This is a genomic window from Undibacterium sp. Ji22W, assembly GCF_049340305.1.
Taxonomy (GTDB): domain Bacteria; phylum Pseudomonadota; class Gammaproteobacteria; order Burkholderiales; family Burkholderiaceae_D; genus Undibacterium.
Window position 1 is genome coordinate 13,824 of the sequence record NZ_JBMPOU010000004.1, and the last position, 15,002, is coordinate 28,825.

Here is a 15,002-nt window from a genome sequence, read left to right on the forward strand (position 1 = left end):
CCCTTTGAACTGACAACTTCGAACTAAGCTAATTGCTCAAGCATCTTACGAGCTTTCTCAATTTGCTCAGCTGAACCACCTTTTATAACCTCATCTAGTAATTCTCTTGCACCCTCTTTATCACCAATCTCCCGGTACGCTACTGCCAAATCAAGCTTGGTCGCCATTTCAGCATTATAAGGAGAAATCTCTTCGACATCTGGCAACGCAGCTCCACTAGACAGATTTTCAGATGTATCGACCCCGAAATTCAACTCAACTTCATCGTTTACCAGCAGAGGTGTATGAACCACAGGCGCAGGTTGATCATCCCCCATATCAAAATCCAAAGAGCCCAAATCAAACTCATCCTCATTGGATTCAGCGGTTCTTGTTTCTAATTGAACGGGCTCAGAAACAATCTCTTGCTTATCTTTATCGACCGCTGCAGCGTCCTGCTTTGCGTCACCGCCAAGATCAAAATCAATCGAACCAAAATCAATCACAGGCATGGGCTCATCCTGTGTAGGTTTAATTAAGCTGACCGCATCCATTTCTGGAAGAGTCAATGGAAACTCTTCTTGTTCCTCGGTCTTTTCCGAAATGTCCAAATCAAAGTCCAAACCTTCGTCTAGAGAGAAATCAGCTTGATTTCCCAATCCAGCATCCGCCTTTTGTTTATCAGAGGCACCGAAAGTATCATCAGATAGTGCCGACGCAGTATCGATAATACTAATAGAATCAAGCATATCTTCCGACAAAGAATTTTCAAGCAAGGCGTCTGGATCTAAATCTTCCAACGGCTGCGTTGGTTGCCCCAAAGCACTGCTTGCATAAGCTTCTACTTGCGCGCTAGCACCGGCGTATAAAGGATTATTTGGATCAAGAGAAATGCCCATGGAAGCAGCTTGCCCCCACTCTTCACCCTCTCCGCGCGTCATCCCATATAGCTCGCCAGCAAACAACTCAAACGAACGCAAGTCCTTCCGACCAAAATAAATTTCCAACAATTTAAGACGCACCGCATGACGATCAGGCTGGGTCCGCAATGCTTCTTTCAAGATTTCTTCAGCTTGTGAGTCGCGACCATAGGCTATATACACATCCGCCTCGGCAACAGGGTCAACTTCATTCGCGTCCAACTGACTAGCCGATGGGGCGAAATTTGAGTTAAAGACACTATTATTGGTATCGACACTTTGACCACCTGTTGAGCCAAACATCGAGTTTGCCTTCAAGCTAGAGCCCGTCAAAATACTATCTTCGAATTGATGTGAAACTTTCTTCTTACGCGAAGAATAAACACCTATGGCACCGCCAATGGCCGCTAACAATCCAGCAGCAATCAAATACTTAGAGTCAAACCAGCTAGATTCTTCCTCTACTGGTGCTGGTGGCGGTGGAGGTCGCTTCGGTTTTGATGCACTCGCCACACTGGCAGCACTTGTTGCATCGACACTAGCTGAAGCGGTCGACTTTGAGCTCGCAGAAGCAGATTCAGGTTTTGCCGCACTCGCACTCGCACTCGCACTTGCACTTGCACTCGCAACAGTTGAAGCTGAAGCTGAAACACTTGCGACCGCTGAAGCCAAAGCTGGCTTAGATGCAACTGGTACTTCAACAGGTTTCTGACCAGTCTTAGACGCAGCGGCGCTAGCACTTGGAACAGAAGCTTGCGCAACTGAGCTTTTCGCAGGCATCGCCAAGAGTTTATTCATCTCACTGGCATTTTTTTCTAATTCTTTTATTCGTGCATTGGCTTCGGCTAATGCTTTATCTTTGGCAATTCTATCTTCTTCGGTTAAGCCTTTCGCTGGCAATTTCTTGCCATTAGCTTCTGCGACTTTGGAGAGTTTCAACTTATCTATTGCCTCGTTGGCAGCAGTCGGAACCTCTTTAACTTTGGCAGTAATCGCGCCACTAGCTGCTTGTTTTTTTTGTGCAACAGTTTCAGAAGGGGCTGTCAAAACTTGACCAGCCAATTTATTGCGGTAAGCATTAAAGTTGGCCGAATGCGTTTGCACCACTAAGTGCGCATCATTGCCCGCGTTTGCCCTCGCCGTTTCAGCATCTGGAATCGTCAAAATCTGACCTGCTTTTAGACGGTTCATATTATCGCCAACAAATGCCTGAGGATTCGCACGATAGATACTAACGAGCATCTGATCCAACGAAACACCGCTCAGGTTAGCAGATGCAATTCGCATCAATGTATCCCCTGGCTTTACCTGATATTGACTTCCTTCGTTACTTGCTGCAGTGGTACTTTTTTCAGACGCACGCTTGCTTATCTTTACTTCAGCATTAGCGGGTGCAATTTTCCCTCTGGATTCTTGCGCTGCTGGTTGCGTTTGAATTACTTGTTTTCCAGCCGCAACATTTGGATTGGCGATTTGCGCTGATTGGCTATTTGCGAGCTCTGCAGGATCAAGCAAGAATGTATATTCACGGACTAACTTACCATTGCTAGCATTCATTTCCAGTAAGAAGTCAACCCATGGTTCGTTCATCGCCTGCGTTGACGTCACCCGAATAATATAAGAATTACCGCGCTGCTCAACTGCAAACCTCAAGGATAATAATGCTGGATTAAACTCAATGTTCGCTTGCCGGAAAGCTTCAATTGAAGCAACTTTAGGCACTAAAGAATTTATTTCTTCTTTATTTGGAGAAGTCAACTCAATCTCGGCTCGCAGCGGCTGTCCAAGGGACGAGAGCACCGTTAACTTTCCAAGCCCAGTCGCATATGCATTTGAAAAGACAAGTAAGGAAGATAAGGCGGCGGCTTTCAGCACGTTACGTCCCAAAAAACTTATCGGTAAGCGTTTGTAATTATGCATTTTTAGAACATTTCCTGGGAAATTTGGTCAATACAATTTTCACAACTCATGAGTGGAAAATTGCACAAACGAAAGGTATGTTAATTGAAGATAACATTACCCAACTTGTCGCGCAAGCTTAACGTGAATTCTAGATATGGTAAATACATTAAGAGCCGAAATACGACTTTCACAGCCATTTCGTTGTTACCGCTAGACAATTTCTACAATTCACAAATGAATAGATAAAAAAAAGGAATGAAATTCATTCCTTTTTTTCACTATCAATCCATTTAAATAGAATCTATTTCTCGATCAAAATACGCAACATGCGACGTAAAGGTTCAGCTGCCCCCCACAACAATTGATCACCTACTGTAAATGCAGACAGGTAATCACCGCCCATCTGCATCTTACGTAAACGTCCAACTGGAATCGTCAAGCCACCAGTAACCGCAGCAGGCGTCAAATCACGCATAGAATCTTCACGTGTATTTGGCACGACTTTCGCCCACGGATTATTTTGCGCGAGCATATCGGTAATTTCGTCTAGTGGCACATCTTTGGTAAGTTTGATTGTCAAAGCCTGTGAGTGACAGCGCATAGCGCCGATACGTACACATAAGCCATCCACTGGAATCGCTTTAGAACCGAATGCTTCGCCCAGTCCAAGAATTTTATTTGTCTCAGCGCCAGCTTTCCACTCTTCTTTGGAAACGCCATTATGCAAATCTTTGTCAATCCAAGGAATCAAATTGCCAGCCAAAGGTACGCCAAATTGTTTGGTCTCGTCCGAACTGAAATTATGCTGTTTCGCCAAAACCTTGCGGTCAATTTCTAAGATTGCCGCAGCTGGGTCATCAAGCAATGCTTTTACTTCCGCATTAATCGAACCAAATTGCGTCAACAATTCACGCATATGCTGAGCACCGCCGCCAGATGCTGCTTGGTATGTCATCGAAGACATCCACTCCACCAAGCCATGCTGAAACAGACCGCCCAAGCCCATTAACATACAAGAAACGGTGCAATTACCGCCAACATAATTCTTCACACCACGACTTAATGCACTCTTAATCACGTCCAAATTAACAGGATCGAGAACGATAATCGCGTCGTTTTCCATACGTAACGTAGATGCCGCATCAATCCAAAACCCATTCCAACCGGCAGCACGCAATTTAGGGAAAATTTCAGAGGTATAGTCACCGCCTTGGCAGGTAATAATAATGTCGCATTTTTTCAATGCGTCAATATCATTTGCGTCTTTCAACGTCTTTTCATTCTTCGCCATCGTTGGCGCTGCGCCACCGGTGTTAGAAGTTGAAAAAAACACTGGTTCTATATGAGCAAAATCGCCCTCTTCCTGCATACGCTGCATGAGGACCGAACCAACCATTCCACGCCAACCGACCAAACCAACTAGTTTCATCATCTTTCCCTAAAAATTACAGGTCTCCCTGTTTCACATAAAAATCAACCTAACGCACTCACCACTGCATCACCCATTTCAGAGGTGCCAACTTTGGTGCAGCCAACTTCGAAAATATCTGGCGTACGCAAGCCTTGGGTCAACACTTTTTTCACAGCAGCTTCAATACGATCAGCCTGCTCGGCTTTTCCTAAAGAGTAGCGCAACATCATTGCAGCGGACAAAATTGTAGCCAGTGGATTGGCAATGCCTTTACCAGCGATATCCGGCGCAGAACCATGCGACGGCTCATACAAACCTTTATTGTTCGCATCCAAAGAGGCGGACGGTAACATCCCGATTGAGCCCGTCAACATCGCGGCGGCATCTGACAAAATATCACCAAACATATTTCCCGTTACCATCACGTCAAACTTCTTCGGCGCGCGCACTAATTGCATAGCCGCATTATCAACGTACATGTGATCCAAAGCGACATCAGGATATTCTTTATGCACATCAATCATGATGTCTTTCCAAAATTGGAAAGTCTCTAGCACGTTGGCCTTATCCACACTAGTCAGACGTTTATCACGTTTACGTGCCGCTTGAAACGCAACGTGCGCGATGCGACGAATTTCGCCTTCCGCGTAGCGCATCGTATCAAAACCTTCACGCTGACCTTTGAATGGACCATCGGGACATTCGCGCACACCGCGTGGTTGGCCAAAGTAAATGTCGCCAGTCAATTCACGAATAATCAAAATATCCAAACCAGAAACTACTTCCGGCTTCAAGGTCGACGCACCGGCCAATTCCGGATACAAAATCGCTGGACGTAAATTGGCAAATAGATTTAGGTTTTTACGCAGACCTAAAATTGCCTGCTCAGGACGCAATGGTCGATCAAGACTATCGTACTTCCAATCACCAACTGCTCCAAACAACACGGCGTCTGCATCTTGTGCTAATTTCAGCGTCGCTTCTGGCAGCGGATGCCCCGCTGCTTCATATCCGGCACCACCAACAGGTGCGAATTCCATTTCAAAGGACTCACCCAAAACTTTTAAAACTTTAACGGCCTGATCAACGATTTCAGGACCAATACCGTCACCCGGCAAAATGGCAATTTTCATGCTTGAACTTATGTAAGATTAAACTGATTAAATATTTAAATCACTGCCGCCAGCCAAGGTTGCGCCTTGATATGAGCAGCTTCAAATGTCTTGATTTTTTCGGCATGAACCAAAGTCAAACCAATATCATCTAAGCCATTCATCAGGCAGTATTTACGGAAAGCATCAACATCAAAAGAAAACGATTCACCAGTGCTTTTTGAAATAACTTGTTGCGCTTCCAAATCAATTGTCAGCTCAAATCCTTCGTTCGCACGTACTTGATTGAACAGGCCATCAACGATTTCTTCACTTAAGACGATAGGCAACAGTCCATTCTTGAAGCAGTTATTGAAGAAGATATCAGCAAAACTTGGCGCGATAATCACACGAAATCCAAATTGATCGAGCGCCCAAGGTGCATGTTCACGCGAAGATCCGCAGCCAAAATTCTTGCGCGCCAATAAGATCGATGCACCTTGATAGCGAGCTTGATTCAACACGAAATCAGGATTCAATGGGCGCCCACTATTATCAACACCAGGCTCACCATGATCCAAATAACGCCATTCATCAAACAAGTTAGGCCCGAAGCCAGTGCGTTTAATCGACTTCAAAAATTGCTTAGGAATGATCGCATCAGTGTCGACATTCGCACGATCTAACGGTGCGACCAATCCATCGAACAAAGTAAATTTATTCATGACTATTTTTTCCCAGCGCTTTCGACAACTTCACCGGCTTTTTTCACATCTTTACCGATACCTTGAATTGTGTTGCAACCTGCCAATCCCAGCAGAATCATGGATAGAGTAAAAAGTGCCGTTAATTTTTTCATTTTCATTTTCCATTCATGAGTTATTTATGCAAAGGTGCGCACGTCGACGAAATGACCTGCGATTCCTGCTGCGGCAGCCATCTCCGGAGAAACAAGATGGGTACGTCCACCCTGCCCCTGACGACCTTCAAAATTGCGATTCGATGTTGAAGCACATCGTTCACCCGGTTCTAGTCGATCGGCATTCATCGCCAAACACATCGAGCAACCAGGTTCACGCCATTCAAATCCTGCATCGATAAAAATCTTATCCAAACCTTCTTCCTCGGCTTGTTTTTTTACCAAGCCGGAACCTGGCACTACCATCGCCAACTTGACAGTTGCTGCACGCATTTTACCCGCAACAACCTTGGCAGCCGCTCGCAAATCTTCAATCCGAGAATTGGTGCAAGATCCGATAAATACTTTATCAATCTGAATCTCGCTGATAGGCATATTCGGACGCAAATCCATATAAGCAAGCGCCTTCTCGATTGCATCGCGTTTAACAGCATCTTGTTCAGCTAAGGGATCTGGTGTTTGCCCATCAATCGCCACCACCATTTCAGGAGAGGTTCCCCAGGTAACTTGAGGGCGTATATCTTCAGCCGACAAAGTCACTACAGTATCAAACTGAGCTTCTGCATCCGAGTGCAAGGTACGCCAATAATTTAACGCTTTATCCCAATCGACACCAGTTGGACTAAGTGGACGACCTTGAACGTAGTCAATGGTCGTTTGATCAACGGCAATCATGCCGGCACGCGCCCCCGCCTCAATTGCCATATTACAGACTGTCATTCGACCTTCCATCGTCAATCGCTCAATTGCTGCACCTGCAAATTCAATCGCATAACCAGTACCGCCTGCGGTACCGATTTTGCCAATAATCGCCAACACAATATCTTTCGCAGTCACGCCAGGCGGCGTATCACCATCGACACGAATCAGCATTGCTTTTGATTTTTTTGCCAACAAAGTTTGCGTAGCCAGAACGTGCTCAACTTCAGAGGTGCCGATACCATGTGCGAGACAACCGAATGCCCCATGAGTTGAAGTATGCGAATCACCACAAACGACTGTCATACCCGGCAATGTCGCGCCTTGTTCAGGCCCAATCACATGCACGATACCCTGACGCAAATCATTCATGGCGAAATAAGTTAAACCGTATTGTTTGGCATTCGCATCTAGCGTTTCTACCTGCAAGCGCGAAATCGGATCGGCTATGCCATCTTGACGATTGGTAGTTGGAACATTGTGATCCGCTACTACTAGATTTGCAGAGACGCGCCACGGTTGGCGCCCCGCTAGTTTCAAGCCTTCAAATGCTTGGGGGCTGGTGACTTCATGCAACAGATGACGATCGATGTAGAGTATCGATGTCCCGTCATCTTCTGTGTGAACTACGTGGGATTCCCAAAGTTTGTCGTAAAGCGTTTTGGCCATAATCGGTGCCTGAAATTAAAGAATTCATAAAGCTGAAAATCAGCTTTCGATTATGCCACAATTGTGCAGCGCAAAACCGTCTAAACCATTTTTTTCAGAACCAAATTAGCAAAATAAAATTCAATGAATTTGATTTTTACAAAACATAAATCCAAAAATTACCATTATCCAGACAAACCACCGTTTATTGTTTGGTAAATTTTTATCAAAAATGAAGTGAAAATGGAAATTTCACTTCATTTATTGGAGCCTTGAAAGTCACACGAAATCGAAAAGTCAATTCACCTGCACATCCGCACATTGTGCACGATGGCGCAATGCATGATCCATTAACACCAAAGCCAACATTGCCTCAGCGATTGGGGTCGCACGAATACCAACACAAGGATCGTGGCGACCAAAGGTTTCTACCATTACTGGATTGCCAAGTTTATCTATAGAGCGTTTTGGAGTGCGTATTGATGATGTTGGCTTAATCGCCATTGAAACACGGATTTCCTGTCCAGTTGAAATGCCACCTAAGATGCCGCCAGAATTATTACTTTGAAAACCATCTTCCGTAATTTCATCACCGTGCTCGGAGCCCCGCTGAGCTATTGACGCGAAACCCGCACCTATCTCCACCCCCTTGACGGCATTAATCCCCATCATTGCGAAAGCAATCTCTGCATCTAACTTATCATAAATAGGTTCACCTAAGCCAACAGGCACATTATTGGCCACGACATCAATACGAGCACCAATAGAATCACCATCTTTGCGCAGTTTGTCCATATAAGACTCCAAATTTGCAATTACGTCAGCATCATTTGTCGGTGCAAAAAAGGGATTCTGCGCGGTAAACTCCCAGGACGAAAACGGAATCGCTATATCGCCGAGCTGAGTCATCCCGCCATTAAATGTCGTACCAAATTTCTGAAATAACCACTTTTTTGCTATTGCCGCAGCACCAACCACTGGCGCAGTCAATCTGGCAGATGAGCGACCGCCACCACGGGGATCCCGGATACCGTATTTATTCCAATACGTGAAATCAGCGTGACCCGGTCGGAAGGTTTCAACAATATTTCCATAATCTTTGCTACGTTGATCCTCGTTACGTATTAGCAGCGCAATTGGCGTGCCGGTAGTCTTACCTTCATACACGCCTGACAAAATTTCAACCCGGTCAGCCTCTTGACGCTGTGTCACATGACGCGAAGTGCCAGGCTTACGTCTATCCAACTCGGGTTGAATATCTACTTCACTTAATTCTAATCCAGGAGGGCAACCGTCAATGATGCAACCAATCGCTGGACCATGAGACTCACCAAAAGTCGTTACTGTAAACAAGGTACCAAAGGTATTTCCAGACATATCTTTTCGCTATAAAAATATAAAAATTAAGTACATTTTATCAGCGTTAACTCGAATCTTCAGAGTTCTACAACATAAACTCAGAGGGAATCCATGAAAAAAACAAATTAAACTGAACATTTGCACCAAACCAACAGTTTATTTATCACTAGTTGTTTTATACTGGAGAAACACTCATCACGACCAATCGATGAAAATGCAAAATAAGTTACCAAAAATATTGCCACCTCCACTGGAGCTTGAACACAGATGAGCGAAATGAATCATGCCAATGACGATGCTCTGGTCTTCATGGATGAATTAAGTGGAGACCACTTAGCCGATACCCATACGCCACAACCAAATTGGCGCGTAATGATTATTGACGATGATCCAGATGTCCACTCTGCGACGATGTTTGCACTAGGCAATCTCGAAATTCAAAATCGGTCATTAAGCTTTTTGCACGCCTACTCCGCTACCGAAGCCAGAGAAATTCTCGCTCATGAGTCCAATATTGCCGTAATCTTGCTTGATGTAGTGATGGAACAAGAAGATGCTGGACTTACACTAGTTAATTACGTACGTAAGACTTTAGGTCTGCATGACGTTCGCATTATCCTACGGACCGGTCAACCTGGATATGCGCCGGAAATCGACGCAATCCGCGATTACGACATTAACGATTACAAGACCAAGTCCGAACTGACCCGCACCAAGCTATACACCACAGTGACATCAGCAATTCGCTCGTACGAACAAATCTGTGCAATCACCGCAAATCAACGCGGCCTAGAACTCATTGTTAATGCAAGCACAGAATTAATGTCACAAAAGGGCATGCAAAATTTCGCGGCTGGTGTTCTTCAACAAATTGTCATTCTTCTCGGACGAAAAATTGAGGGAATGGTTTGTAGCTCCAATGAGGACAGCAATTCCAGCAATGTAGCCGAATTCAATATCATTGCCGGAAGCTATAGTTTTACGTCATTGATTGAACAAAAGGTATTGAATATTGATGTGCCTGAAATTCTTGAAATGATTCAGGAAAGTCTTGACACAAAAAAGAGCACACACCGCTCCTCGGCGACAGTCTTGTTTTTTGAAAATTTAGGACAACGTAGCGTTTGCGTATTTCTGCAAACTCCACTCAATGAACTAGATAAGCGCTTGATAGAAGTATTTTGTAGCAACGTCGCGGTCGGTCTCAACAATGTCATGTTGACCTCTCGATTACATAAATATGCCTACTTTGATCCGCTGACTGGTTTGGCTAATAGGCTAAAACTCCTTCAGACATTAAATGAAACGCTTATTTCGTCTGACAAAGCAAAAACTGTCCTTTCGTTGATCGACATTGATCATTTTGCTGAAACAAACGATGCGTTAGGCCACCAATTCGGCGATCTACTGCTCTGTGCCGTCGCCAGACGATTACTGACACAATTTGGCACAAATTGTCATCTAGCACGAGTTGGCGGTGACACTTTTGCGTTGCTAGGACACGAAGACTTAGTTAATCCAGACAATATTTCGGGCGTATTTCAACTGCCATTTAATGTAGATCAGCAAGACGTGCAGTTATCTTCAACCATCGGATTGGTACGACTCGGAAATTATGAAGGTGGAAGTTCAGACGCCTTAAAAGACACCAATATTGCCTTGAAACGTGCAAAATCACATCAGCGCGCTTCTTTCAGCTATTTCACTTTGGATATGGGTGTCGAAATTCGTGAGCGCGTTCGCATGATGCACGCTTTGCGTGCGGCATTTGAAAATGAAAGACTTTTTGTCGTTTACCAACCTCAAATTGACATGCGCACTGAACGAGCCGTCGGAGCGGAGGCGTTGCTACGCTGGAAAACTGAAGATGGTCAATTTGTACCACCAGATCAGTTTATTCCAATTGCGGAATACTCAGGTTTGATCGTTGATATTGGCGAATGGGTTTTACGCAGTGCTTGTTTCGAATTAGTGGCATTGCATAAATTAGGTTTTAGCGATTTCAAGATGGCAATTAATGTATCGCAAGCACAATTTTCTCACCCCTTATTTTTACAAAGTTTGGAGAGCGCTTTGCTCGATACGCAAGCACCAGCACAATGCGTAGAACTTGAAATTACAGAGTCGATGGCGATGACCGACCCTGAATTATTAATTCGAACTTTGCACCATATTAAACGCCTTGGGGCACAAGTATCTATTGACGATTTTGGTACTGGATTTTCATCACTTAGCCACCTACAAAAATTAAATGTTGATAAGCTGAAAATTGATCGTGCATTTGTTAATGAAATTGGTGACAAATCAAGTGACGGCAGTATCGCAAAAATGATTGTTCAATTAAGTCAAAGTCTCAATATCAAAGTTATTGCTGAAGGGGTAGAAACTGAACAACAAGCCGATACGCTCATGTCGTATGGTTGTCATCTTGCACAAGGCTATCTCTATGCAAGACCGTTAACGAGAGAAGACTTACGACTCTGGCTTTCTAAAAAATGAAGCGGGAGCAGCAATAACTACTTTTCAGGCGGAACGAAAAACTCCTATATCCAGTGCGCGATCATAAGTTCGTAGGTCAATAATTAGTGATTCATGATGCAAACCGAGTTGCCTTAATTTGACGAGAACAATTCTTTACAAATTAGACTCTGACCTATGCAACAAAAATTGAACGGGCAATTCTTCAATCTACACCTACAATCTGACGGCTCATCGCAATTTCCCCCAAGCACTACCCTCTTTCCATTACAGTGCAAACAAGACGCAAATCACATGTGATACGGCGAATAATTCCTGCTGAAATTTGCAATAACCAAGAAATGACTGATCGCCATGGATCCAAAAACAATTGAAACACTCAAGCTGATCATGCGCAATACTTTGACCTGGCTCAATATCGCCTTCGACAAAACGGCGACGTGGGTTAGTAAACTATCATGGTGGAAATTCTTTTTATTTGCTGTGCTTCTGTTAGCATCCGCAGATATTATTCAAAATACGTTCTTCTCACCTGACGAAACCAAGCAAGTCAAAAAAGTAGTAAAGAACAATAAGAAAAACACACCCGCATCAAACAATAGTATTGCCATCGATGACAAAAAAATTGAAATCGACAATACCGGTATCCGCATTAAAACTCCTGAGAAAAGCGGTAGTAACAAGCGCGTTGACATCAACAGTGCTGGCTGGCAAGTCGTTGATGAAAATCAAGAAAATATTGCATCAAAAGTAGAATCTGCGGTCAGTAGCTTACCTGAAACTAGTAAGGGGTCAGAGCTCCCTGGGATTACTTTTGGTAAGGACGACGTACATATCAAGCTCCCAAAGGAATTGGCTCGAGAAATTCGTACTGAGATGGAACGTGCAGCGGCAGATGCTGCCGCAGAGGCGACCGACGAAGAAAAGACAAAATCATCACGCTGGTTTCAAAATTTTGTACTTCTATTAGTATTTGGTCTGTTCGGTATGAAAGCCCTGCTTGGTGGCAAAGTACGTGCCGAAGAGCAAGCCAAACAAGCGAACGCAACAGCAGAACGCGAATCTTTATTACGACAAGTCAGCGAAGCGCAAATGCAAATGATGCAAGCGCAGGTAGAACCACATTTCTTGTTCAATACGTTAGCCTCTGTCGAATTTCTAATTGAAACCGATCCTCCACGAGCAGCAAAGATGCAAAGAAGTCTGATAGCCTACTTGCGCGCGGTGCTGCCACAAATGCGAGAGAACGCAACAAAAACGAATTTAGGACGTGAAGCTGACATGGTAAAGGCTTACCTTGAACTCTTAAAAATGCGCATGGAAGAACGCTTGAATATTGACTTCATTATGCCGGACAATTTACGCAAAGCCAGTTTCCCCCCGATGATGTTGCAGTCACTAGTAGAAAATTCTATCAAACACGGTTTGGAAGTCAAAACTGAGGGTGGCACTCTGCAATTTCGCGCGGAGCTGATGCAAGACAAATTACGTGTCACAGTGAGTGATGACGGCTTGGGATTCGGAGCGGTGCCAAGCAACGGCACTGGCTTGGGTTTGCAAAATATTCGTGAACGATTAAAACTAATTTACAAAGATAAAGCACAAATGGTAATTTCCCCTAACCAACCAAGTGGTGTCTGCGTTACCATAGAGATACCTTACGAAATTGCCAAATAAAAAATTTCAGAACAAGACTATTTGAGAGAAAAATATGCCCACCGCTATTATCGCTGACGATGAAAGACTGATGCGTGATCAGTTACGCCTGAGACTACAGCAAGTCTGGCCAGAATTGGAAATATTAGATGAAGCTAAGAACGGCGAAGAAGCGATTCAGTTAGTTGAAACGCTCAAACCAGATCTGGCATTTTTGGATATTCGCATGCCTGCAAAAACTGGATTAGAAGCTGCAAAAGAAATAGGCACCAAGGCACATATTGTATTTATTACGGCATATGATCAATATGCAGTAGAAGCTTTTGATCAAGGCGCTGTCGATTACGTGTTAAAGCCAGCAGATACAGAACGCTTGGCAAAAACAGTAGATCGGCTAAAAATACGATTAAACACGGCGACCGAACCGAACGACATGAGCAATATGCTCGCGCAATTAGCTAAGCAATTAGGAATAGCACCCAAGCCAAATTATTTACAGTGGATACAAGCGTCGATCGGTCAAGAACTTCGCCTTATTCCGGTTGAAGATATTCTTTTTTTCCAGTCCGATGAGAAATATACGCGGGTACAGACTGCCAGCTATGAAGCTTTAATTCGCAAGCCAGTACGTGATTTGGCAGAAGAATTAGACCCACACTTATTCTGGCAAATTCATCGCTCAACCTTAGTTAATTCAAAGGCGATTTCAGGCGTTGTGCGGGACATGCGTGGACGGCATTTAGTGCAAATCAAAGGATTAACTGAGAAACTCGAAGTAAGCCGCAGTTTCGTACATTTGTTTAAGCAAATGTAACGCTTATCCAATATCGCAGCCAGCAAGCGTTGGCTAAAAAAAATCCCAGACCAATCGCCTGGGATTTTTCTTTTTATGAGAACGAATTACAGAATTTTAGTACCTACCCACCACGAAATCGCGGCGACAAATGCTGATGCAGGTATAGTCAAAACCCAAGCCCAAACAATATTACCTGCAACCCCCCAACGTACTGCGGACATTTTTTGAGAAGATCCAACACCCACAATAGCACCAGTAATGGTATGTGTCGTGGAGACTGGTATGCCTGAAATATTAGCAAATAGCAAAGTTAAGGCACCTGCACTTTCAGCACAAAATCCACCAACTGGTTTCAATTTTGTGATTTTTTGCCCCATGGTCTTAACAATACGCCATCCACCGAACAAAGTACCTAATCCAATCGCGGCATAGCACGAGTAAACGACCCACAACGGTGGCAACGGATCTGCAGGATTTGAATATCCCGCAGCAATGAGTAACATCCAAATAATCGCCATCGTTTTTTGTGCATCATTTCCGCCATGTCCCAAACTAAAGGCAGATGCGGAGACCAACTGCAATCGACGAAACCATTTATCAACTTTCAGAGGCGTCGATTTAACGAATATCCACGACACGACCAACATCATCAGTGCACCCAAAACAAAACCCAACAAAGGAGAAAGAACAATAAACAAAATGATCTTGTACAAGCCAGTTCCAATCAAAGCACCAGTGCCTTCTTTCGCCACCGCAGCACCAATTAAACCACCAATGAGCGCGTGAGATGATGAAGATGGGATCCCAAAGTACCAAGTGACGAGATTCCAGAAAATAGCACCAACTAAGGCACCGAAAATCACATATTGATCAATGATGGTAGGATCGATCGTTCCTTTACCTATTGTCTTCGCAACGGACAAATTAAATACAAAAAACGCCAATACATTAAATAAAGCAGCCATTGCCACTGCTTGCCCCGGCTTCAAAACACCGGTGGAGACCACGGTTGCAATCGCATTCGCTGCATCGTGAAAACCATTCATAAAATCAAACAATAATGCCAAGGTCACCAACAGAATGATGACATATAGACTTATATGCATAGTAAATTCTTTCGTGAACTCGCTCTATTTAGAGCAAG

The 15,002-nt window shown here is 44.1% G+C and carries 11 protein-coding genes; 3 read left to right on the forward strand and 8 right to left on the reverse strand.

Annotated features, from left to right (window positions below; genetic code table 11):
- Nucleotides 1–23: 23 nt before the first annotated feature.
- The 7 genes from ACO0KW_RS17680 to aroC form a co-directional block, all read right to left on the reverse strand.
- On the reverse strand, nucleotides 24–2,819 hold the full coding sequence (locus ACO0KW_RS17680) for a FimV/HubP family polar landmark protein (RefSeq protein ID WP_423054698.1): 2,796 nt from the start codon (nucleotides 2,817–2,819) through the stop codon (nucleotides 24–26).
- Between the two features lie 283 nt (nucleotides 2,820–3,102).
- Complete coding sequence (asd, locus tag ACO0KW_RS17685) at nucleotides 3,103–4,230, reverse strand: aspartate-semialdehyde dehydrogenase (RefSeq protein ID WP_423054987.1); 1,128 nt, start codon at nucleotides 4,228–4,230, stop codon at nucleotides 3,103–3,105.
- A gap of 44 nt (nucleotides 4,231–4,274) precedes the next feature.
- Nucleotides 4,275–5,345 carry a 3-isopropylmalate dehydrogenase gene (gene leuB, locus ACO0KW_RS17690; RefSeq protein WP_423054699.1) on the reverse strand — a complete coding sequence of 357 codons (1,071 nt, stop codon included), beginning with the start codon at nucleotides 5,343–5,345 and terminating at the stop codon, nucleotides 4,275–4,277.
- 35 nt (nucleotides 5,346–5,380) lie between these two features.
- Complete coding sequence (leuD, locus tag ACO0KW_RS17695) at nucleotides 5,381–6,028, reverse strand: 3-isopropylmalate dehydratase small subunit (protein WP_423054700.1); 648 nt, start codon at nucleotides 6,026–6,028, stop codon at nucleotides 5,381–5,383.
- A 2-nt stretch (nucleotides 6,029–6,030) separates the two neighbouring features.
- Nucleotides 6,031–6,162 (reverse strand): entericidin A/B family lipoprotein, encoded by a 132-nt coding sequence (locus ACO0KW_RS17700; protein WP_423054701.1) that lies wholly within the window; start codon nucleotides 6,160–6,162, stop codon nucleotides 6,031–6,033.
- Between the two features lie 24 nt (nucleotides 6,163–6,186).
- Nucleotides 6,187–7,590, reverse strand: a complete 1,404-nt coding sequence (gene leuC / locus ACO0KW_RS17705) for a 3-isopropylmalate dehydratase large subunit (protein WP_423054702.1) — start codon at nucleotides 7,588–7,590, stop codon at nucleotides 6,187–6,189.
- A gap of 276 nt (nucleotides 7,591–7,866) precedes the next feature.
- A complete protein-coding gene (gene aroC / locus ACO0KW_RS17710) occupies nucleotides 7,867–8,946 on the reverse strand; it encodes a chorismate synthase (RefSeq protein WP_423054703.1) in 1,080 nt (359 codons plus the stop codon).
- 258 nt (nucleotides 8,947–9,204) lie between these two features.
- Between aroC and ACO0KW_RS17715 the strand changes: the two genes are divergently transcribed.
- From ACO0KW_RS17715 to ACO0KW_RS17725, 3 genes are all read left to right on the forward strand, one after another.
- A complete protein-coding gene (locus ACO0KW_RS17715) occupies nucleotides 9,205–11,427 on the forward strand; it encodes a bifunctional diguanylate cyclase/phosphodiesterase (protein ID WP_423054704.1) in 2,223 nt (740 codons plus the stop codon).
- Nucleotides 11,428–11,760: 333 nt separating this feature from the next.
- Nucleotides 11,761–13,083: a sensor histidine kinase gene (locus ACO0KW_RS17720; RefSeq protein ID WP_423054705.1), complete on the forward strand. Its 1,323-nt coding sequence runs from the start codon at nucleotides 11,761–11,763 to the stop codon at nucleotides 13,081–13,083.
- Nucleotides 13,084–13,117: 34 nt separating this feature from the next.
- On the forward strand, nucleotides 13,118–13,876 hold the full coding sequence (locus ACO0KW_RS17725; protein WP_423054706.1) for a LytR/AlgR family response regulator transcription factor: 759 nt from the start codon (nucleotides 13,118–13,120) through the stop codon (nucleotides 13,874–13,876).
- An 86-nt stretch (nucleotides 13,877–13,962) separates the two neighbouring features.
- Here the strand turns inward: ACO0KW_RS17725 and ACO0KW_RS17730 are convergent, their stop codons facing one another.
- Nucleotides 13,963–14,964, reverse strand: coding sequence for an inorganic phosphate transporter (locus tag ACO0KW_RS17730; RefSeq protein WP_423054707.1), 1,002 nt, complete (start codon nucleotides 14,962–14,964; stop codon nucleotides 13,963–13,965).
- Nucleotides 14,965–15,002 lie beyond the last annotated feature (38 nt).

Excerpts from the sequence above, each read along its gene's own strand:
- ACO0KW_RS17730 (WP_423054707.1), bottom strand. The coding sequence starts at position 14,964 with ATGCATATAAGTCTATATGTCATCATTCTGTTGGTGACCTTGGCATTA.
- ACO0KW_RS17720 (WP_423054705.1), top strand. The coding sequence starts at position 11,761 with ATGGATCCAAAAACAATTGAAACACTCAAGCTGATCATGCGCAATACT.
- asd (WP_423054987.1), bottom strand. The coding sequence starts at position 4,230 with ATGAAACTAGTTGGTTTGGTCGGTTGGCGTGGAATGGTTGGTTCGGTC.
- leuC (WP_423054702.1), bottom strand. The coding sequence starts at position 7,590 with ATGGCCAAAACGCTTTACGACAAACTTTGGGAATCCCACGTAGTTCAC.
- leuD (WP_423054700.1), bottom strand. The coding sequence starts at position 6,028 with ATGAATAAATTTACTTTGTTCGATGGATTGGTCGCACCGTTAGATCGT.
- ACO0KW_RS17725 (WP_423054706.1), top strand. The coding sequence starts at position 13,118 with ATGCCCACCGCTATTATCGCTGACGATGAAAGACTGATGCGTGATCAG.
- leuB (WP_423054699.1), bottom strand. The coding sequence starts at position 5,345 with ATGAAAATTGCCATTTTGCCGGGTGACGGTATTGGTCCTGAAATCGTT.
- aroC (WP_423054703.1), bottom strand. The coding sequence starts at position 8,946 with ATGTCTGGAAATACCTTTGGTACCTTGTTTACAGTAACGACTTTTGGT.
- ACO0KW_RS17680 (WP_423054698.1), bottom strand. The coding sequence starts at position 2,819 with ATGCATAATTACAAACGCTTACCGATAAGTTTTTTGGGACGTAACGTG.
- ACO0KW_RS17700 (WP_423054701.1), bottom strand. The coding sequence starts at position 6,162 with ATGAAAAAATTAACGGCACTTTTTACTCTATCCATGATTCTGCTGGGA.
- ACO0KW_RS17715 (WP_423054704.1), top strand. The coding sequence starts at position 9,205 with ATGAATCATGCCAATGACGATGCTCTGGTCTTCATGGATGAATTAAGT.